Genomic DNA, 19,403 nt, shown 5'->3' with positions numbered 1-19,403 from the left:
GGCCTTTTTTATGGCCGCCGGGCAAGTCGGACGGTTGGCGTTGTCGCGGCGGCCCGAGCAGGTCTGAAATAGCGGCGTTTGGGAGGTGTGGGCGAAGGTGGCCCCGTATGGCGCGGCATGGCGTTTGTCGGCCCGGGGCGTAAAAGCCCTGCTTGGGAACAGGAATGGAGCGCCGGATGGCTGGGGGATCACTGCAACAGCAGATTGATGGCGTAAACGAGGCCCGGATTGGGTTTAACTGGCGACAAAGCGCCGCCGGCGGCGCGCATGGAGGCTGGGTTGGCGGTCTGGTCGTCGGCCAGCAGGGGCCAGGAGGCGGAGGCGAAAAAGGACGGCTTGGCGGCAAGGTAAAGACTATCCGGCACGGTGGTGATGTCGCAGCCGCCGTCGGCGCTGGTTGCCGGCAGGATGGTGTTGGCAGTGAGCACGACGTCGGTGATGCCCTGCTCCACCCGCAGCGGACCGCCGGACAGGAGCAGGTTGCCAAGTACCATTTGGCCGTGGGAAGCGTCCATGATTTCGATGCCTTCCTGGCTGACCACGTTGCGCAGGAACACGTTGCCCGGCCCGGCCGGACCCCAGTAGTCGGTGGCGTCGATCTCCTCGACGAGATTGCCCTCGAAGAGATTGCGGAAGGGATAGTGCCCATGCACTGAGATGTCGCAGGGCGTCCAGGCGTCGGACTCGCACTTGCGACCGCTTGAGGCGTTGTAGCCGAAAACATTGCCGTTGGCCCCTTGGCTCACCACCATGGCGTGGCGCAGGGTGCTCAAAACGTTGTTTTCAACCAGGCAGTCGGACACGTGGCGGCCCAGGCTTACGCCGTAGCCGCGCCCGCCGTCGCCGTAGTCGTGGGAGCGCTTGAAGGTGGAGTCGCGCACCTCGATGGCGGCCGAAGATTCGGCGTAGATATGGGCGCTGACGGTGTCGAGGCTTTCCACCCGGCGCACCCAACAGTTAAAGGCGTACTTGAAGTGGATGGTGTCGCCGCCGGCGCTGCCCGGGTCTTCGCGGCGGATGGACAGGTCTTCGATGCCGACGTTTTTTCCCATACGGTAGACCCTGGCCCGGGCGGACAGGTTCGTGGCGTAAGCGGCGCGAAGCGGCCTGTCCAGGGACACGGTCTGGCCCGATATCGCCGTAACGACCGCGAACTGGCCCACAACGCTTTGCGCCCAGTCCTGGTTCCACTCCGGGTCGGTATACATCTTGGCCGGGTCGTTTTGCTGCTCGATCTCCATGACGTCGCCCACGACGATGCTCGAGGCGCTGGACAGGGTCATGCTCGACGCGCCGAGCGGCGCGTCCTGGGTCAGGCTGGACCAACTGCGGGAGTTGTAGGTGGTGAAGTCAATAAGCGCATCGGCTGTCCCGCCCATGTTGAAGACCAGCAAGGAGGCCTTGGCCCCCTCGCCGCGAAGGACCACGCCGCTTGCGAGTTTGAGCGTGCGGGCGAGGCGGTAGGTTCCGGCCGGTATGGCGACCACGCCGGGCTTGGCCACGGCGGCCACGGCGCTCTCGAAGGCGGCGCTGTCGTCGTGCCGGCCGTCGCCCATTGCGCCGTAGTCGCGCACGGAAACGGTTTGCACCGGCGTCGGCGGCGGGGTGCGCAGGCCGGCCTTGTTCCAGGCGGCGTAGGGATCGGCATGGGCTACGGCGTTTTCAGCGGCGACGAGGGGGGCGGTCGGCCAGGCCGCCAGGACAAGCAGGCACAGGGCAAGCGCACGGCACGATGGTGACAGGATCGGATACGGCATGGGACATCCTGTTTGGGGTTTGCCAGAACTTTGCAGATGTCGTGCCTGTGTGAAAAAAGTCAACAGGGTTGGCGCAAGGCGACGGCATTCCATGATTCCTATCGGTGGGCTCTGTGGAAAAAAGCAAAGTTTTTCCACGAAGCATGGAATGGGCTGTTGGGAAATCCAGAAAGTGGGGACTACCGGGCGTTGCAGGCAGGACGCAGTCCCGGGGACCTGGGCAAAAGGGCGGAGGAAAGGGTTGGTGTCGCGTCCCTTAAGCAATACGAGAGAGCTTTTTACGAAAATTCATGGGGTTGATCTGTTGTCTATGACAAGCCAGATACGTTTGTCGGTAACCGGTCAATCAACCCCTTCTTACGCCGCTTGAGTTTTCTGTCATGGTTTATCCCACAGGAGGGCGACCATGGCAGCGTCATCAGCAGAGCTCAGTTTCGAGAAGGCGGCGTACTGGTCTGAACATATTGAGGCTTGGCATCGTAGCGGCCTGAGCCAGGGGGCTTACTGCCGGCGGCAGGGTCTTTCCCAAAGTTCCATGGGCTATTGGCGGAAGCGTTTGGAGGCAGCGACTGGCAAGGAGGGCGCGTCCTGCGTCACCCTCGTTCCCGTGCCTCTGCCGGCGTCGGCCCAGGCGGACATGGCAACCGTGCCGGCACCGATCCTAGTGCACGTGGGCAACGCCTTTCGCATCGAGATCAGAGGCAACTTCGCCGCGCCGGTGCTGGAAAAGCTTGTCCGCACGCTGACACGGCTATGATGTCGCCGGTAAGCGGCGTCCGGGTTTATTTGGCTCTGGGAGCCACAGACATGCGCAAGTCCATCGACGGGCTGTCCATCCTGGTTTCACGGCAGCTGCAACTCGATCCGTTTGCCGGTCACCTTTTCGGCTTTTGCAACCGCAGCCGGACGATCATCAAGCTGCTCTACTGGGATCGCAACGGCTTTTGTCTGTGGCACAAGCGTCTGGAGCGGCATGTGTTTCGCTGGCCAACCCGCGAGGCGGAGGTGCTTGCCATTGACTCCCGGCAACTGGCCTGGCTGCTTGATGGTCTCGATCCCCTGGCCGTGACGGGACACTCCCGTCTGGAGTATTCGACGCTCTTTTAGACAGTATTGCCTTGATTAAATTGAATAATAATGAGAGATTGTTCGGGCCGTGGACATCAATTCCCTCCCTGACGACCCTGCCGCACTGAAAGCTCTCATTGTCAACATGGCTGCCAGTCAGGCTGACCAGCAAGAGCACATCGTCCAACTTGAGCAGCGCCTTCAGCTCCTGAACCTGATCATTTACGGCCCGAAGTCCGAGAAAAAGCCCCGTACCGGCCAGGAGCAGCAGCTCTCCCTGTTCGACGAGGCCGAGCAGACTGCGGAGGAGCACAAACCGCAGACCTTCGAGGAGGCCTGCGCCCCGGCGAGCACCCGCCGCAAACGCGGCCGTCGCCCCATCCCTGCGGATCTGCCCCGGGTGGAGATCATCCACGACCTGCCGGAATCGGAGAAGACCTGCCCCTGCGGCGCTGAGCTGGTCCGCATCGGTGAGGAAGTCAGCGAAAAGCTCGACATCGTGCCGGCCAAAATCCAGGTCATCCGCCACATCCGGCCAAAATACGCCTGCCGTACCTGCGAAGGTGTGGAGGACGATGGGCCGACGGTGAAAACCGCGCCCATGCCACCCCAAATCATCCCCCAGGGCATCGTGACTCAGGGCCTTTTGGCCCATGTCGCCGTGGCCAAGTATGCCGACGCGCTGCCCCTGTACCGCCAGGAGGATCAGTTCGCTCGCCTGGGGCTGGACATCTCCCGGGGAACCCTGGCTGGCTGGATGATCCGCGTAGCCAAGTCCTGCGATCCGCTCATCGACATGATCATCGCTGAAATTCGTTCCGGCCCCATCGTCAACATGGACGAAACCACGGTCCAGGTGCTTGCCGAACCAGGCCGGGCCAACACCACGAAATCATTTATGTGGGTCGCCCGGGGCGGAACACCGGGAAAACCGGTCGTCCTGTTTCGCTATCATCCGACCCGGGCCGGCAGCGTGGCTGCGGAAATTCTTGGCGATTTCAAAGGCTATCTGCAGACCGACGGCTACAGCGGCTATGAGGCCCTGGGCGAACGGGAAGGCCTGCGCCATCTCGGCTGTTTGGCCCATGTCCGGCGCAAGTTCGTCGAGGTCGAGAAGTCCGCTGGCAAGAAGGCCAAAGGCGGCACGGCCCATGCCGTCCTCGATCTGATCGGCAAACTCTACGGCGTGGAGCACCAAGCCGAAAGGCAACAGCTCAATCCGGAGCAGATCAAGGTCCTGCGAGCCGAAAAATCCAGGCCGATCCTGGACAAGCTTAAGGCGCTGCTCGATGCACGCGCCGCCACCACCCCGCCCAAGAGTCTGCTCGGCAAGGCCATTGGCTATGCTATCAAACAGTGGGAGCGGTTGGTCGTCTACCTGGAAGACGGCCGACTGCGTCCGGACAACAACCTGGCCGAAAACGCCATCCGCCCCTTTGCCGTGGGCCGCAAAAACTGGCTGTTCTCAGGCCATCCGCGCGGAGCCGACGCCTCGGCCACCATCTACTCCCTCATCGAAACGGCCAAGGCCAACGGGCTGGAGCCATACCGCTACCTGCGCCACCTCTTCGAGCACTTGCCGGCGGCAACCACTGACGCCCAACGCAAGGCCCTCCTGCCCCAGTACAGCGATCCTCAAAGCCTCATCATACCTGCCTGAGCTTATCCTGCTTCCTGCTCGCCCTAACAAGACGCGCCTTATTGAGCGCTTACGTTGGCCGCAAGCCTTCGCCGCAGCGCAAAGCCCGTGATGAAGTCTCCGACGCGTCAGGCGGGCAATCTCGTGGGCATGTCCATGAAGCGACCAATCGTCAGCCGATCGCGGCACAGGAAGAGCCGAAGCCGGTGACTCCTCTCCAGCGACCCAACGAACGAGATGCCAAGGCCAAGCCTCAGGTTGGTTCCGCGCCTCGGCCTTCGGGTAACGGGAACCAGGTAGAGAATCATGCCGCTGTTCGCATGAGCGAAGCCCAGAAGCGCGCCATTGCCAGCCTGTCCAGACGCCGTGGCATCGTTGAAGCCGATCTCGACGGCATGGCGCTCGAAGCCTTTGGCGTAGCCCTTGACTACCTGACTCCCTCAGACGCTGCCGCGTTCATCCGCCAGTTGCAGCAATCGGCCTAGCCGACTCCCTCGTACACAACGATCATTATTCAGTGAGCGGGAACCGCTTGAAGGGATTGGTGCGTCCTTTGAGCGGTTCCTGCCTGGAGTATTTCCTATGGAGAACCCGATTGAAATTGGGCATCTGTCAGCATCGTCGATCAACAGCTACCTCGACTGCGGCCTGCAGTTCAAGTTTGCCAAGATCGACAAGCGCGAGCCTGAGGCTATTGCCGAAGCGCTTATATTCGGTACAACCATTCACAAGATCATCGAACTCTACCACCATGAGCGGTCTATTGGGACCAGACTTTCCGTCATGGATGTGACCGCTGCTTTCGAGAAATGCTACACGGAAGCTTTTGAGCAGCAGGCCGGCAAGATCCAATTCAAGGAGGGCAAGGATTTCGATTCGACGCTGCTTGAAGGGAAATCCCTGCTCGCTACCTATGTCACCCAGTTTCCCGAAACCGGGCTCAAGGTCATCGGGCTGGAAAAGGCGTTCTCATTTCAGATCGAAGGAGTGCCGATTCCCATCGTCGGCGTCATGGACATGGTCGAGGAAGATGCCGGCGGCAATATCGTCATCGTCGACCACAAGACCTCCAGTCGCTCCTACTCCTCCGATGACATCGACAAGAGCCTGCAGCTGACCATCTACGGCATGGCTGCCAAGGCCAACGGGTATGCTGACCGGGAGATCATGCTGCGATTTGATTGTCTCGTCAAAACTAAGAAGCCCAAATTCGAGCAGTATTACACAGTCCGCACGGAGGAAGATGAGCTTCGAGCCATGAAGAAGATTCAGGCTGTCTACCGGGGCATCATGCAGGGGGTGTTCATCCCCAATGACACGTCCTGGAAATGCAAAGGCTGTTCGTATCAGCAGTGCTGTCGGGATTGGTTCGCAAATTGAACAAGGAGGGATCATGTCCCTTAACGCCAAACAGTTGGAGGCGGCGCAGTTTCATACGGGGATAGCCCTGGTTGTCGCTGTTCCTGGTTCCGGCAAGACCAAGACGATGACGGAACGAATTGGCCGGCTTGTCAATGATCACGGCGTCGCCCCGGAGAACATTCTGGGGCTGACCTACACCCGTCAGGCTGCCGAGCAGATGCGAGAACGTTTGGAACTTGTTCTCCACGGTGAAGCCAGTCGTGTCAACTTGTATACCATCCATTCGTTTTGTTTGCGGCTGCTCAAATCCGAAGGCCGATACTTCAATATCGTCTCAGGCTCCGAACAGATGACCATGGTGGCGACGATCATGCGCTCATTGGGGGTCAAAGACTTGGCCATTGGCGGGGTGTTGCAAGATATCAGCTTGGCCAAGAGCAATTGCATCAGCCCTGAAGAGTTCATTGATTTGTACGGTGAGGACCAATCGAAGCAGAAGACGGCCATGGTGTTCAAGGAATATGAGGAGCAAAAGACCATCCGGTATCTCTACGATTTCGATGACCTGCTCCTTCAGGCGTATCGGTTTCTGGCCCATGAGGGCGGCGCTGAAAAATACCATGACGTGTATCCCCACATCCTCGTTGACGAGTACCAGGATACCAATCCGGCGCAGTTGGCCGTGCTCCAGGCGCTGATTGCGGAGAGTGGCCGGGGCTCGTTTTGGGCTTGCGGCGACGATTGGCAGAGCATCTACGCGTTCAACGGAGCCAGCATTGGGAACATCCTTCGGTTCAAGCAGATATTCCCCTCGGCTCAGGAGATCGTGCTCAACGTCAATTACCGCTCCACCCCGGCGATCCTGGCTGCGTGTCAGAAGCTCATTGATCATAACCAGCGAAAGATTCCCAAGGAGCTTATCGCGCACAAGCCCGGCGGCAACCATGACCTGTTTGTCATCGACACCTTCAACGAGGAAGAGGAAGCGTGTCTGGTGGCCAATGAGATCAAGCACCTGAGTGTGTCTGATGGCACAGCGTATAGCGATATGGCGGTGCTTTACCGCGCTAACTTCCAGTCGGAGATATTGCAAAACGTCTTTGTGCGAGCTGACATTCCCTTCTACATCGACAACGGCATGAGCTTCTACGAGCGCCGTGAGGTTAGAATCCTGCTCGATTATCTTCGTTTCATTGAAGATCCCGATTCGGTGGCCGGAGATGAAGCTTTGCAACGGATCATCAATGCCCCCAACAGATACCTGGGAAAGAAGTTCATGGAGCAGGTGGCTGGGGTTGCCAATGAATCTGCCTGTAGCCTGTATCAAGCCCTTCGCACCATGGACTTCGACAGCCCCTACATCAGGAGAAATGTCCATGAGTTCGTACGACTTATGGAATCATTCATTCAGAATGAAGGGGAGATGGGGCCGGCCGAGGTGTTGGCGAAGCTGCGCCAGCGCCTGGATTACGACCGGTTCGTCACTGACAAGGATATTCCCTCTCCTGACAACCAGGCCGTGCTCAACCTGAACCAGCTGCTGCAGTCGGCGGCCCGGTACGCGTCCATCAGTGAGTTCCTGACCTATGTGGCGACGGTTGAAGACGAAACCTGTAGCCGCGACCCCAGTGGCGTGAAGCTGATGACCATCCACAAAGCCAAGGGACTCGAATTTCCCGTGGTGTTCGTGGTCGGGTTGGTCGAAGGCATCATGCCCACCAAGCGCGGCGATTTGGAAGAGGAGAGAAGGATCTGCTTCGTCGCCTTATCCCGCGCCATGGACCGGCTCTACGTGACCTACTCGCACAACTACCTGGGACAGCCCGCCAAAAGATCCATCTTCATTGATGAGATGACCGGCGACCTGGCTGCCCATGGCTCACAAAAATAAGTTCCAAGCCCATGATGGAGGCTTCTATGTCTTATGAATTGCTCCATTTCAGAGATTCCAAGATGGTCATCGAGGAAAAGGGGATGACCAATATCGTCAAGGATACCCTTGGGTACGTCGATGATTGGCTTCCTGAGTCGCCGTACAAAGGACGTCGGCTCAAGAGCAGTTTGGAAGATTGCGGCTGGCGTGACAATGGAAACCTGCCCATCATCGAAGGCCGCCGATATCAGTACAAGGGCTGTCTCCAGCGCATCGCCATTGAGGCCAACTTTCACGCCTATGAGTACATCCTCGAAGGGTTCGTTCGACTGCAGCTCGGGTATGACCTGGGGAAAATCGATGTCGGTTTGTTACTGCTGACCGGTGAACGCAGCGCCAAGAGCCCGTTTGGTTCGACAAAGGAGTTGGTGATTCGGGAAGTCGAGTCCCTGTACCCGACCATTTCGATGCCGGTGGCCGTGGCCATTTTCAACATCGAAGCGTCGGCGGCCGTGGCGATTCCCTGTGAACCAGTGGTGGAGGTTCATGGGCATGGTGTCGTGCCGTCGAGCGGTCAGGAGGTGCGGTCGTGAAAGGCAAGCTGACGACCCTGGGGAAGGTGATGGAGAAGGTGGAACAGATGTCCGTAAACTGCCATGACCAGATTGTGCCGGTGCGTCATATCGAATTCAATGGCTTGGAATCGATTCGAATCGGCACGGAGGTGCATGAGTTGCGGCACATGGCCCAGCGCTCGTTGTCGTATCGGTTAGGTGTGCCGCTGCAATATCTGAAGAAGTGCCCGCCGGAGTTGCAAGCGCAGAACCTGAACCATTGGTTGGCCAGGGAACGCAATGAGGATCTGTATCTTCGCTTCGACGGTGATGATGTCCGGGCTGTGTTTACCCCTCGCTACGTGCCTGTGGATAACGTGACGGTTTTGCACAAGCTTGCCGAGATGGGCTTTGGCGAGGAGCTTGAGGTGCAATGCCACTTGGATCACGAGTTCATGTCGCTCTCCATCCTTGACCAAGGGCAGGAATTTGCTGTTAATGGAAACGATCGCGTAACAGGCCGTTGCAAAAAGCTGTTTCCGGCTATTCTCCCCCGCAGATGACGGCGATGGGCATGATTCCACAGCATCGTCCTTCGACCACCATGACGATGGCCAAATAGGCCATTGAGGGATGCTGATTGGGCCAAATGAGCGCAAGCCAGGCACTGGCCCAGCCCCTGGGGGTGCCATGGCCGGTCTTGACCCGCATCAGCAGGCCGAGATTGAAACCGGCCACATGGAGCAGATACCGTTTCTGGATGTTCTCCCGTCCCCGGAGCCAGACCCGGCGCATACCGCCAGACCGGTCCAGCGTATGCTCGAAGCTTCTTTCGACCAGTTCCGTCCGCTGTTTTCCCATGGCCTTCCCGACCATCGACGATATCCGGATTCGGTTGTTGTACACGGCGCGCCGCGCCTCATGATCGCCACGCCAGGAGTTCAGGCCGTTGCGCTTGGGTTCGGCGATTCTCGTCCGCCATGGCCCTCCGTCCAGGTCTTTGAGGACATCCCGGGAGAAATAGCCCTTGTCCGCGACCAGTTCCGCAGGATCGTCCGGGCATGGCGGTGTGGAAGTGACCCGTCGCAAACTTTCTTGAGCGGCTTTCAGCGTCTTTTGCAGAGTCGAAGTGTCCCCCTTGTCCGCTTCATGCACCTCGACCGCCACGACCGCGCCGGTGTCCAGGTCCACCGCGTGCTCCGGCTTGTACGCCAGATGCGTTCGGCCATCCTTCATCTTGGCGATCTTCGCCTCGGGATCGACCTGCGACTGCCAGTCCTTGTTCGAAAGCGTCTTGCCGACGCGCTTGCGGTCCATGCGAGCCAGATCCTCATCCGTCGGAGAGTCGATGCCGCTCTCCTTAGCCATGCGCAGGAGCATCTTGCGGTAGCTCTCACCCGTGTCCCGGCGCACGATGGTTTTGAGCGCCGCGTTGGCCTCCATGGTCGAAGCGTCCACGCCAATGCGGCCTCCAAGGACCAAGCCATCCTTGCTGAGCAGCTTGAGAACCCAGGTGAAAACCTCTTGGTGGGTCGCCAGCGGCAGACGGGACCGTGTCCGACTGAGCGAGGAATGATCCGGCACAGACTCCTTGGGCGAAAGCTGGAGAAAATCCCGGAGGGAAAGCGAATCGGCGCAGCGCCACTCAATGCCGCGCTCGCTGTCGATGCCCTCGAAATACCCCACGAGGTGCATCCGAAAATACCGGCCAGGCGGAATGGAGGGACGCCCCTTGTCGGAATAGAAGGGCTTGCACAGCTTCTCGGCGAAACCATCGAAGGCGGCTTTCCGGAGAGTCTGCTGGAGACGATCGTAAAAAGCGTGCCCACGAGACCGAGGAATCTCATCCCAGGCCAGATACATCGTCCCCTGCTGATCACCCTGACGGCCAAGCCCCATCAGATCACCTCCGGAACCGCGATGGCTGGATTCTCGGTCACTTGGCGGAGTTTTTCAACACGCTGGTAAGGCCCGGGATTTCCATTGGCAATTCCGAGATCGGATTGGCGGCGTTATCCATTTCGGCGTTCCTGTTGCGGCTGGTGTGCACCAATGGGCTCATTTCGAAGACAGAGGTCGAGGCTTCGTATCGCCACATTTCGACGCGGATTCTGGATGAGTTCCCCACGGCCATTGGCGATGTCGGTGCCAAGCTGTTGGATGAGAAGCAAAGGCTCCAGTTTTCCCTGGAGTCGGAAGTGAAGGAGCCGATTGCGACCATGAAGTCATTTAACCGGCAGTTTCAATTGGGAAAGCCCGAGGTTGAAGCTGTTGAATGGGCATGGCCGCAGGAGCAGGGCGAGACCATGTTCCATGTGATTAACGCCTACACCAAGGCGGCCCAGTATCCTCGGCTGACGGCAGAGAGTGGCTATCGGCTGCAGCGTGTCGGCGGGATGATCCTGGGGATGGTCAACTGAGATAGGAAGAGCCCCATTCTGAAAAGGGAGTGGGGCTTGATGATAGGGTGGGGCAGAGAAGGGCTTGTTTACCACTTGAGGCCTGATTTTTGAGGGTTGGTGCGAAAAAGTGCAGGGTTTGATTTTTTGATTTACCACCCTACGCAGCATCTTGGCCATTTTTTGGGCATTTTACCCCACGGGATGCTTGTAGATTGTTGTGCAGAAGGTGACGAGATGTGGTGCTTAACGTGGGGTGGTGCAAGTTTTTAGGATTTCTATGCATATCAAATGGTTGCTGAGGTTTGTGGCGCTTTTTGTCGTCTTGCTTTGTGCCCTGTATGGTGAAGCAGCATGGGCTCGCGGCAATGGCGACAAAGATAACTACAAGATTTATGATGAGAGAGGCCGATACCAAGGCCGAGTAAATAACGGGAAGATGTATGATGCTCGTGGTCAGCATGAAGGACGCCTGAAGGAAAGTCGAGACGGTGAGACAGTCAAGATTTACGATAGCAAGGGATACTACCAGGGACGCATAAAAGACGATAAGATCTATGATTCAAAAGGGCATTATGAGGGGCGTGTAAAAGAAAGTCGGGATGGTGACGAGTATAAGATATACGACAGTGAAGGAAAGTACCAGGGTCGGGCGAAGAAGTATTAGCCAACAGTGGAGTATTCGGTATGTCAGGGTATTTTGTCGTGGATATAAGGCATTGGCTTGATGAAAATGAAGAACCGGGTGTCCCCCAGCTAAAGAGCAAAGTCGACTTTTTGAAGGAGTTGATTACTTATGAGACTGACATAACGCACGTGGTTGCATCCGCGTCCGAATCAAAATGCCGACGATAAGTAACTTTTCAAATTGATCTTCTTGTTGGCGATGCCGAGCTTCTTGCGAATGTTGTCACGGTAGGTTTCGACCGTTCGCGGAGAAAGGTCCAAGGCTTCAGCGATCTCCTTCGTCGAATTGCCCCTGCGAATTCTGGCCGCGATTGACCTTTCGCGCTGAGTTAGGCGCGCATCACCCAAAACAGGCTCGGCCGCTAACGCTTCTGCCTCGCTGCCGCTGAGTACTCTCAGGAGTGCATCGGCGGCTTTGACCCCAAGCACGTCTCGTCGGTATTTTGTCAATCCGTCTCTTAAGGCTTTGCAGAGCACTTGCGTAGGGCATGGTTTGGTTAAAAAACGGAAGACCTCACTTTGGTTAACGGCCGCGATGGCGGACTCCAGATCGCCATGGCCCGTCAGTATGATTCGTACGCAGTCAGGGGCCAGCTTTCGGAGATGCTCCAGGAATTCAACGCCGTTCATGCCTGGCATTTTGTAGTCGGAAACAACCACGGCAAATGGCCCGTTTCGTCCCATAGATTTCAGCCCCTCCGCACCTCCTTGTGCGGTGTAGAGGTCAAATTCCCGGCGCAGCGCTGTCTTTAGAGCGTCCAGGACATTCCGTTCATCATCAACGAGGAGGATTTTTTCCGTCATGCAACGATTACTCCCGGTTACACCCCGAACGCACAGCCGAACGTGATTGGACCGGCGGAGGGCACGCCCGCTAAAAACGATTGCAAACCTGCCTAGCCGTTCTCCGTATTCTATCCGTATTAATGCCGCAGTTTCTCCCCTTTCGCAAAGCACCTGTCATGTATATGGTGTCCACTAAGCAAAGTCCACCGACAGCCCGAATGGAGGAATTATCATGACGCCGCGAAATTCCGTCAAATTGTGGCCATTGTTCCTGTTCGCTTTTGTATGCATGCTTTCGGTTGTCATCATAGCGACCAAAGGCGTCTTGGCTCGGGACTTGGCTGACATTCGCGCCGCCGGGACATTGCGCCACTTGGGAGTGCCCTACGCGGGATTCATCATCAGCAAGGACCAGGGTTTGGACGTTGAAATTATGCAGGCTTTCGCCAAACACCTGGGCGTTGACTACGAGTTCATTGCCACAGATTGGGTGAATGCTATCCAAAGCCTTACCGGCAAAAACTTTACCATTGAAGGAAGCGGGGTTGCGGTAACCGGAGAAACGCCAGTTACAGGTGATGTGCTGGCCACGGGTTTGACGATTCTCGGCTGGCGCAAGGCCCTCCTGAACTTCTCCAGCCCGACCTTCCCAACACAGGTCTGGCTTGTGGTGCGCGCTGACTCCTCGCTCACTCCTATCGTTCCCACGGGGGACACGAACAAGGACATCACCCTGACCCGCGAGAAATTAAACGGACTGTCCGTGCTGCACAAGGCCGGCACCTGCCTTGATCCACGATTGTTCAACCTGGACGCCGCCGGGGCCAAGGGCAGCGAGTTCCCCGGATCCCTCAACGATCTCGCTCCGGCCGTGATTATAGGAGATGCCGAGGCCACCTTGCTCGACGTACCCGACGCCATGGTCGCCCTGCAGAAGTATCCGGGAAAGATCAAAATCATAGGTCCGCTAAGCTCAGAACAGGAAATGGCCGTGGGATTCGCCAAGGACCAGCCCGAACTGTTGGCGCAGTTCAACACGTTTTTCGCAGATTTCAAGCGCTCGGGCCGGCTTGCGGAACTAGTCAACAGGTACTACCCAATGCTCAATCGTTATTATCCGGCGTATTTCGCAAATTAGATCATGAAGCGCCTGACAAATCCATTTCGACCTCGCCTGCGATGGGGCGGCGAAAGGTCAGCAACTCAGGGCTGGGTCTTGTTGACCATCTTTGCAGTGCTTTTTCTAGGAGCCATGTCTGCCTTACTTTGGAGGACCCATGCTGCCAGTGCGCAGCACGAGTCGCTGGCCCTGGAGCAGTTTCGTTGGGATACGGCCAACTTGGCAGCGAACCTGGAGTATTTCTTTCAGGAGCGCCGCAGCGATATGCAAAATTTGGCTGGGAGCCGCCCGGTTGAGAGTTATTTTGAGAACGTTGCCCTGGGTATGTCCCCACGGTACGGCCTCCTGGCCAGCATTCAGGAAATAGAGACCAGTTTCCGGAAGTATCTCGGCGAAAAGGTGCTGGCGCAAAAACCCATCTTCGAATGCATCACCTTGCGGGACGAAACGGGCACAAATGTCGTTCGTTTGGAACAAGGCGGAATGGCTGCCGCAGCGAACCACAACGCCCTGGCCCCTTCTGGTATGGAGGCCGACAACGACGGACTGCTTTGGAAGATTGTCGACGAAGAGTCGGGTAATGTCGGGCTTGTCATCACGCACCCCGTGATCTTCCATGGCAAAAGGGAAGGCAGCGTCAGTGCCCGAATGTCCCTGGAAACGTTGTTTTCTGCCCTGGTGCGGGATCAGGTCGGCGGCAAGCAGCGGGAGTATTGCCTGGCTTTCGACGGCAAGTCCCTGGCCTGCCCCGGGGCGGCGTTCGAGTCCCTGGCCTCGACCATGCAGGGCCTCGTCGGCTCGGTGAGCCAAATCTCCAGTTCTCAGGTTCCAGGCGCAAAGGATGGGATCGGGGCCGGCCCACTGCTGGGAACGGCGGCGCGGGTCGGTGGCACACCGTTCACGGTACTCAGCATGATACCTGAAAAGGCCTTAGTCGGCACTGCCACTTGGCCATTGTTAGTATTGATCGGAACTCTCAGCCTCGTTCTGCTTGCCGGTCTTGCCCTCTTTGGCCGGACAAATGCTCAAAGAATGGTTCTCAATGCTCGGGTCGAGGAACAGAAAAGCTCGGAAAGCGCCTTGCGCAAGCGCATGGATGAATTCTCCACTTTATTCAATGCGTTGCCAGGCTACGCTTTTTACAAGGACTCTGCAGGCGTTTACGTGACGGCCAACTCCTCTTTTTGCGCCGCAGTGGGGTTTCCCCTGGAGGCAATAGTTGGCAAACGCGATGATGAATTGTTCCCGGAACACCTAGCCCAGGGCTATATGCGGGATGACCAGCTTCTACTTTCGGGTGACAAGGATTTCTACGAAGTCGAGGAAACCATTCTGGACCATGGCCGGGAGGTGCGGCTTATTACCCGCAAGCTGGCCCTGCGCCATTCGGACGGCGGCCTGGGCGGACTCATCGGCCTTGGTTTTGACATCACGGAAAAAAAACACATTGAGGAAGAACTTCGCCAAGCCAATGACCGCATGGAGGCGGGCATCAGACTCAGAACTGAGGAACTAGCCTTGGCGAACGCTCTTCTTCAGGAAGAGATCGCAGAACGCCTTAAGGCCCATCAGGCAATCAAGCTGATCCTGGACTCCATTTCGGCCATTCTCATCGTCTTGGACGCCGACGGGCAGGTTACGCACTGGGGCAATGCTGCACATCTGTCCTTTGGCATGTCGCTTGGCGAGGTGGTCGGCCGACGGTTCGCCCAGCTACCCTTAGCCTGGGACTGGAATGAAGTGGCCAACGGTTTGGCGACTTGTCGCGAGACCGGTCAGACCGTGAAGCTCTCTAACGTCTGGTATGAACGACCAGATGGTTCTGATGGATTTCTGGTGGTCAGTGTGACTCGTCTTTGTGCCAAAGAATCCGACATGTCGGGTTATCTTCTTCTTGGCGAGGATATCACCGAAGTTCGCGCTCTGGAGGCCCAGCTCTCCCAAGCAGCAAAATTGGAGGCCATAGGCCAGTTGGCCGCCGGCATCGCCCACGAAATTAACACACCTACTCAGTACGTCGGCGATTCGGTGACGTTCCTCAAGGACGCCTACGAAGATTTGAACCGTTTGGTGACGCAAGCCAATGAGTTGAGCCGCCTGCCCTCACCCTGTGGCCAAGCAATAGCGGCATCCCTCTCCTCCCTGCTGGAAGAGATCGACGCACCTTTTCTCGGGGAGGAAATCCCCAAGACCATCGAACGCATCTACGAGGGTATTGAACGCATCAGCACCATTGTGTTGGCCATGAAGCGCTTTTCCTATAATTCAGGCAATGAAAAAAAAGCTATGGACATTCGAAACGCCATCGAGAACACACTTGTGATCTCACGGAATGAATGGAAGTACGTTGCCGAGGCCACTACCGACTTCGATCCCGAATTGTCGACCGTCATGTGCTTGGTCGGTGATATGAATCAGGTCTTACTCAACATTATCGTCAATGCGGCTCACGCAATCAGCGATGTCGTTCGCGAGAGCAACGGTCTTGGGCGCATCGCCATCAGCACTAGAAAGGACAATGAGTTCGCCGAAATTCGTATCCAGGACACTGGAACTGGCATTCCAAAGGAAGTGGGGGATAAGGTTTTTAATCTGTTCTTCACCACCAAGGAAGTAGGCAAAGGTACAGGGCAGGGGTTGGCAATCGCCTACGACATTGTTGTGAACAAGCACAATGGTTCCATCACATTCGAATCTGAGCCGGGCCAGGGGACCACATTCATTATACGCCTGCCTCTTGCCGGATAATCTCGCGGGTAACAGCCATGAAACCAAAAATCCTTTTTGTAGATGATGAGCAAAACATCCTGGACAGTCTGCGCTTGAGCTTGCGTTGCATGCGCGCTAAGTGGGAGGTGTCCTTCGCCCTGGGAGCAAGGGTTGCTCTTGAACTGCTAGAGCAACAACCCCATGACGTGATCGTCAGCGATATGCGCATGCCTGGGATGGACGGGGCGCAGCTACTGCGGGAGGTGCAGTTGCGCTATCCGAAGAGCGTGCGCATTATTCTTTCTGGATATAGCGAAGAGGAAAGTGTGCTAAAGACCGTCAAGTTGGCTCATCAGTACCTCAGCAAGCCATGCCGGCCTGTAGACTTGATTGAGGCAGTGGAAAAAGCTTTAAGTCTACGTGATGTGCTCGAAAATCAACAGATCAAAACACTTGTCTCCAGCTTGGACGCCTTGCCCAGCCTGCCTGATGTCTACAGGCAACTGGTGTCCGCGTTGGAGGAGGAGCATTCCACACTTAAGCAGTTGGGCGACATTGTCGCCAAGGACGTGGCCATGTCAGCTTCCATCCTGCGTCTGGTCAACTCGGCCTTCTTCGGCTTGCCGACACGAATCTCAAGCGTCCAGCATGCGGTCAACCTCATTGGCGGACAGACGTTGCGCGTGCTGGTGCTCTCAAGTCATCTGTTCACAGTACTTGAAGCAGCTTCCATGCCATCCTTTTCCGTTAAAAAGCTCTGGGAGCACAGCCTGCGGGTCGGCTGTTTTGCTAAGCTGATAGCCGAAGCGGAAGGCCTGTGTCGTGACGAGCAGGACAATGCATTTATCGCCGGTATGCTGCACGACGTTGGCAAACTCATCCTTGCGGCGAATATGCCTAGTCAATACCGAGATGTCCTCGCTAAGGTTCAGGCCGACGCTGTGTCCGTTCATGTTGCGGAACAGAATGTATTTAATGCAAGCCATGCCCAAGTTGGTGCTTATCTGTTAGGTCTTTGGGGGTTTAGCTATGGGGTTATGGGGGCTATCTGTTGGCACCACACGCCTGAAAAGCAGATAGTTGAGCCGTGTTGCTCAGGGTCAGCCGTTTATGTTGCTGACGGGCTAGATCACGAACTGGTGCTTTTAAGTAAGGAACATACCCATTGGCCTCTTTGTTTCCCGGGTGTCGAAACGATTCGTAGCCAGGAGCGATTGGCTCTGTGGCGCTGCTGTTGTTCCAAGGTCTTGGATACAGGAGGCTGCAGTGATGGATAAAGTGCTTTTTGTGGACGATGAACGCCATATTTTGGACGCGTTCCGGAACAACCTGCGCAAGTACTTTGCCGTGACCACGTCACAAGGCCCAGAAGCAGGCCTGCAGGCCCTCGAAACCGAGGGGCCATTTGCAACCGTGGTGTCCGATCTCAAAATGCCAGGCATGGATGGTGTGGCTTTCCTTTCCCGTGCCCGGGAGATTTCGCCGAATACGACGCGCATTATGCTTACCGGACATGCCGGTATGGATGCCTCCATTAAGGCTGTCAACCAGGGGCAAGTGTTTCGTTTTCTCACCAAACCCTGTCCGATGCCAGACCTTCTCGCCGCCCTAGAAGCAGGGGTTCGGCAGTACCAGCTTATCACGGCGGAGCGTGAACTTCTGCACGGCACCCTTCGTGGAACGATTAAGCTGCTTACTGAGGCGTTGGGTTTGGCTAATCCTATGGCTTTCGGCAAATCGCAAAGGATCAAGGCACTCGTGGGCAGATTGTCCAAGGTCATGACTATGAAATCCACGTTGGAACTTGAATTAGCCGCAATGCTATCCCATATAGGTTGCATGGGCTTGCCCCAGCAAATACTGGAAAAAGTTGAAACCGGAAAAAAACTCACTGCTCAAGAATCTTTCCTTTATAGAGAGCACCCCAGGCTGGGAGCTATGCTTATTCAACATATTCCAAGACTAGGCGGTGTTGCTGAGATTATCGCCGCACAGCAAGATGATTATTCTCATACAATTCCTCAGGGGGCGCGTGTGCTTCGGCTGGCCCTTGATTATGACGCTCTGGAAAGTAGGGGCAGCGCTCCAAACGAGATACTTTTCGTCCTTCGTGAGCGTAAAGGAGCCTACGATCCAGATATTCTTGACGCCATGGAGAAAGCTGCTTGCACGAGCGACGAGTATGTCAGAAGATGTATTACAGTGCGACACTTTAAAAAAGGTATGGTCCTCGCCCAGCATGTAACGGCGGTTGGCAACATCATTTTATTGTCAAGTGGCACTGAACTAAACGATGCTAGCATCCTGCGCTTGCAAGAAGTATCCAAGAGCTTTAGCATTCATGAGCCGATCTGCGTGCTTATCCCTTTGGACGACAGCCACGGTTCAGGTTTATTGTGAAAAAGAAAACAACACCTTGCTTGCCGAGAATCTTGTTTGTCGATGACGAACTATCGGTATTAGAGACGTTTCAGTCAATTTTTCGTAAACAATTTGAGGTAACAATCGCCCAGAGTTCCATGGAAGCCTTGGGCCTATTGAGGATGGGCCTACGATTCGATGTTATTGTTTCGGACATAATGATGCCGGTTATGGACGGTGTGGAATTTCTTAGCAACGCTAAAATGCTCGCACCATTGTCGACTCGCATCGCGCTGACCGGCCATGCGGATATGGAGAGGCTGGCTGACGTAGTCAATCAAGGCCATGTCTATAAATTCCTTATGAAGCCCTGTCGCGCTGACCGGTTAGCAGCGGCAATCCAGGAGGCTGTCAATTATGCTGCCCACTCCCGATGTACAGATGAGGACTTTAGCCGAAACCTGCTGGCGGCGCTCAACTTTCGTAATCTCGAAACAAGCATGCATGTGGAACGTGTAGGCCGTGTCAGCGCCTTGCTTGCTCAATCTTTAGGCTGGAACGAGGATGGCGCGGCTCTATTGCGAAAAGCTGCTCCGCTTCACGACATCGGTAAGATCGGCATCCCTGACGCCGTCTTGCTCAAACCAGGACGGCTGACAGGCGAAGAATATACTATTATGAAAGAGCACGCACAGATTGGTGGAGAAATGCTCAGAAATTCTTCCACGCCGCTTTTGACAATGGCAAGGGAAATTGCCTTGGGACATCATGAACGGCCGGACGGAACAGGCTATCCGCACGGTATCCATTGTGCGACAATTCCACTAAGCGCCCGTATTGTATCTGTTGCTGACGTATATGATGCCATGGTCAATAAACGTGTCTATCGAAACGCCTTATCACATGCCGAAGCGTTAGCGATTATAACAGACGGCCGGGGTACTGCTTTTGATTCGATTGTTGTTGACGCATTAATCAGTGTCGTGGAAACACTGCAAACTATCTACCGTCCAAATTGATCGAGACTGTCCGTGCCAACTCACGCCCTCCAGAGTGAATCCGTAGTGTTCTGATGGATGGTAAAGCTG

At 56.3% G+C, this 19,403-nt stretch carries 18 protein-coding genes; 15 read left to right on the top strand and 3 right to left on the bottom strand.

The features are described 5' to 3' along the window. Positions 1–188 precede the first annotated feature (188 nt). Positions 189–1,757, bottom strand: a complete 1,569-nt coding sequence (locus DMR_RS13140; protein WP_148208435.1) for a glycosyl hydrolase family 28-related protein — start codon at positions 1,755–1,757, stop codon at positions 189–191. A 406-nt stretch (positions 1,758–2,163) separates the two neighbouring features. Between DMR_RS13140 and tnpA the strand changes: the two genes are divergently transcribed. From tnpA to DMR_RS13105, 8 genes are all read left to right on the top strand, one after another. Next, positions 2,164–2,514, top strand: coding sequence for an IS66 family insertion sequence element accessory protein TnpA (gene tnpA / locus DMR_RS25785; protein ID WP_012750476.1), 351 nt, complete (start codon positions 2,164–2,166; stop codon positions 2,512–2,514). Then, complete coding sequence (tnpB, locus tag DMR_RS13130) at positions 2,511–2,864, top strand: IS66 family insertion sequence element accessory protein TnpB (protein WP_012750477.1); 354 nt, start codon at positions 2,511–2,513, stop codon at positions 2,862–2,864. Before tnpA ends, tnpB begins: the two co-directional genes overlap by 4 nt. Positions 2,865–2,970: 106 nt before the next feature. Beyond that, positions 2,971–4,485, top strand: coding sequence for an IS66 family transposase (gene tnpC, locus DMR_RS13125; RefSeq protein ID WP_232502917.1), 1,515 nt, complete (start codon positions 2,971–2,973; stop codon positions 4,483–4,485). Positions 4,486–4,526: 41 nt separating this feature from the next. Further along, positions 4,527–4,949: a hypothetical protein gene (locus DMR_RS24495; RefSeq protein ID WP_148208434.1), complete on the top strand. Its 423-nt coding sequence runs from the start codon at positions 4,527–4,529 to the stop codon at positions 4,947–4,949. A 97-nt stretch (positions 4,950–5,046) separates the two neighbouring features. After that, complete coding sequence (locus DMR_RS13120; RefSeq protein ID WP_015861395.1) at positions 5,047–5,844, top strand: RecB family exonuclease; 798 nt, start codon at positions 5,047–5,049, stop codon at positions 5,842–5,844. Positions 5,845–5,857: 13 nt separating this feature from the next. Beyond that, on the top strand, positions 5,858–7,717 hold the full coding sequence (locus DMR_RS13115) for an ATP-dependent helicase (RefSeq protein ID WP_043600668.1): 1,860 nt from the start codon (positions 5,858–5,860) through the stop codon (positions 7,715–7,717). A 26-nt stretch (positions 7,718–7,743) separates the two neighbouring features. Continuing rightward, positions 7,744–8,292, top strand: coding sequence for a hypothetical protein (locus DMR_RS13110; RefSeq protein WP_043600665.1), 549 nt, complete (start codon positions 7,744–7,746; stop codon positions 8,290–8,292). Continuing rightward, entirely contained in the window at positions 8,289–8,816 is a 528-nt protein-coding gene (locus tag DMR_RS13105) for a hypothetical protein (protein WP_232502789.1), read from the top strand. Before DMR_RS13110 ends, DMR_RS13105 begins: the two co-directional genes overlap by 4 nt. Here DMR_RS13105 and DMR_RS13100 read toward each other — a convergent pair. Beyond that, a complete protein-coding gene (locus DMR_RS13100; protein ID WP_015861392.1) occupies positions 8,797–10,152 on the bottom strand; it encodes a transposase in 1,356 nt (451 codons plus the stop codon). The two genes, DMR_RS13105 and DMR_RS13100, sit on opposite strands and share 20 nt — an antisense overlap. Before the next feature lie 41 nt (positions 10,153–10,193). Between DMR_RS13100 and DMR_RS13095 the strand changes: the two genes are divergently transcribed. Together DMR_RS13095 and DMR_RS13090 are read left to right on the top strand one after the other, a co-directional pair. Then, entirely contained in the window at positions 10,194–10,673 is a 480-nt protein-coding gene (locus tag DMR_RS13095; RefSeq protein WP_232502788.1) for a hypothetical protein, read from the top strand. A gap of 259 nt (positions 10,674–10,932) precedes the next feature. After that, the gene (locus DMR_RS13090) at positions 10,933–11,319 is read left to right on the top strand and encodes a hypothetical protein (RefSeq protein WP_052278995.1); all 387 of its coding nucleotides are present in this window, start codon (positions 10,933–10,935) and stop codon (positions 11,317–11,319) included. 170 nt (positions 11,320–11,489) lie between these two features. Here DMR_RS13090 and DMR_RS22460 read toward each other — a convergent pair whose 3' ends face one another. Next, on the bottom strand, positions 11,490–12,143 hold the full coding sequence (locus DMR_RS22460; protein WP_015861391.1) for a response regulator: 654 nt from the start codon (positions 12,141–12,143) through the stop codon (positions 11,490–11,492). Between the two features lie 214 nt (positions 12,144–12,357). Here DMR_RS22460 and DMR_RS13080 point away from each other — a divergent pair, with 214 nt between their 5' ends. From DMR_RS13080 to DMR_RS22450, 5 genes are read left to right on the top strand one after another with little or no spacing between them, the layout of a single operon-like run. Next, complete coding sequence (locus tag DMR_RS13080) at positions 12,358–13,263, top strand: transporter substrate-binding domain-containing protein (RefSeq protein ID WP_015861390.1); 906 nt, start codon at positions 12,358–12,360, stop codon at positions 13,261–13,263. A gap of 3 nt (positions 13,264–13,266) precedes the next feature. Next, positions 13,267–15,993, top strand: coding sequence for a sensor histidine kinase (locus tag DMR_RS22455; RefSeq protein WP_015861389.1), 2,727 nt, complete (start codon positions 13,267–13,269; stop codon positions 15,991–15,993). A gap of 17 nt (positions 15,994–16,010) precedes the next feature. Beyond that, positions 16,011–17,231, top strand: coding sequence for a response regulator (locus DMR_RS13070; RefSeq protein WP_015861388.1), 1,221 nt, complete (start codon positions 16,011–16,013; stop codon positions 17,229–17,231). After that, complete coding sequence (locus DMR_RS13065; RefSeq protein WP_015861387.1) at positions 17,224–18,354, top strand: HD domain-containing phosphohydrolase; 1,131 nt, start codon at positions 17,224–17,226, stop codon at positions 18,352–18,354. Before DMR_RS13070 ends, DMR_RS13065 begins: the two co-directional genes overlap by 8 nt. 32 nt (positions 18,355–18,386) lie before the next feature. Then, entirely contained in the window at positions 18,387–19,334 is a 948-nt protein-coding gene (locus tag DMR_RS22450) for an HD domain-containing phosphohydrolase (protein ID WP_148208433.1), read from the top strand. Positions 19,335–19,403 lie beyond the last annotated feature (69 nt).

Origin of the sequence: Solidesulfovibrio magneticus RS-1 (assembly GCF_000010665.1) — a bacterium.
GTDB classification, from domain to species: domain Bacteria; phylum Desulfobacterota; class Desulfovibrionia; order Desulfovibrionales; family Desulfovibrionaceae; genus Solidesulfovibrio; species Solidesulfovibrio magneticus.
This window is presented reverse-complemented; position numbering and strand designations above follow the sequence as displayed.

What these genes read in the sequence shown, in the direction of transcription:
- DMR_RS13100 (WP_015861392.1), bottom strand. Translation starts at nt 10,152, where the DNA reads ATGGGGCTTGGCCGTCAGGGTGATCAGCAGGGGACGATGTATCTGGCC.
- DMR_RS13140 (WP_148208435.1), bottom strand. Translation starts at nt 1,757, where the DNA reads ATGCCGTATCCGATCCTGTCACCATCGTGCCGTGCGCTTGCCCTGTGC.
- DMR_RS22460 (WP_015861391.1), bottom strand. Translation starts at nt 12,143, where the DNA reads ATGACGGAAAAAATCCTCCTCGTTGATGATGAACGGAATGTCCTGGAC.
- DMR_RS22455 (WP_015861389.1), top strand. Translation starts at nt 13,267, where the DNA reads ATGAAGCGCCTGACAAATCCATTTCGACCTCGCCTGCGATGGGGCGGC.
- tnpA (WP_012750476.1), top strand. Translation starts at nt 2,164, where the DNA reads ATGGCAGCGTCATCAGCAGAGCTCAGTTTCGAGAAGGCGGCGTACTGG.
- DMR_RS13070 (WP_015861388.1), top strand. Translation starts at nt 16,011, where the DNA reads ATGAAACCAAAAATCCTTTTTGTAGATGATGAGCAAAACATCCTGGAC.
- DMR_RS13080 (WP_015861390.1), top strand. Translation starts at nt 12,358, where the DNA reads ATGACGCCGCGAAATTCCGTCAAATTGTGGCCATTGTTCCTGTTCGCT.
- tnpB (WP_012750477.1), top strand. Translation starts at nt 2,511, where the DNA reads ATGATGTCGCCGGTAAGCGGCGTCCGGGTTTATTTGGCTCTGGGAGCC.
- tnpC (WP_232502917.1), top strand. Translation starts at nt 2,971, where the DNA reads ATGGCTGCCAGTCAGGCTGACCAGCAAGAGCACATCGTCCAACTTGAG.
- DMR_RS13115 (WP_043600668.1), top strand. Translation starts at nt 5,858, where the DNA reads ATGTCCCTTAACGCCAAACAGTTGGAGGCGGCGCAGTTTCATACGGGG.
- DMR_RS13090 (WP_052278995.1), top strand. Translation starts at nt 10,933, where the DNA reads ATGCATATCAAATGGTTGCTGAGGTTTGTGGCGCTTTTTGTCGTCTTG.
- DMR_RS13110 (WP_043600665.1), top strand. Translation starts at nt 7,744, where the DNA reads ATGTCTTATGAATTGCTCCATTTCAGAGATTCCAAGATGGTCATCGAG.
- DMR_RS13120 (WP_015861395.1), top strand. Translation starts at nt 5,047, where the DNA reads ATGGAGAACCCGATTGAAATTGGGCATCTGTCAGCATCGTCGATCAAC.
- DMR_RS13065 (WP_015861387.1), top strand. Translation starts at nt 17,224, where the DNA reads ATGGATAAAGTGCTTTTTGTGGACGATGAACGCCATATTTTGGACGCG.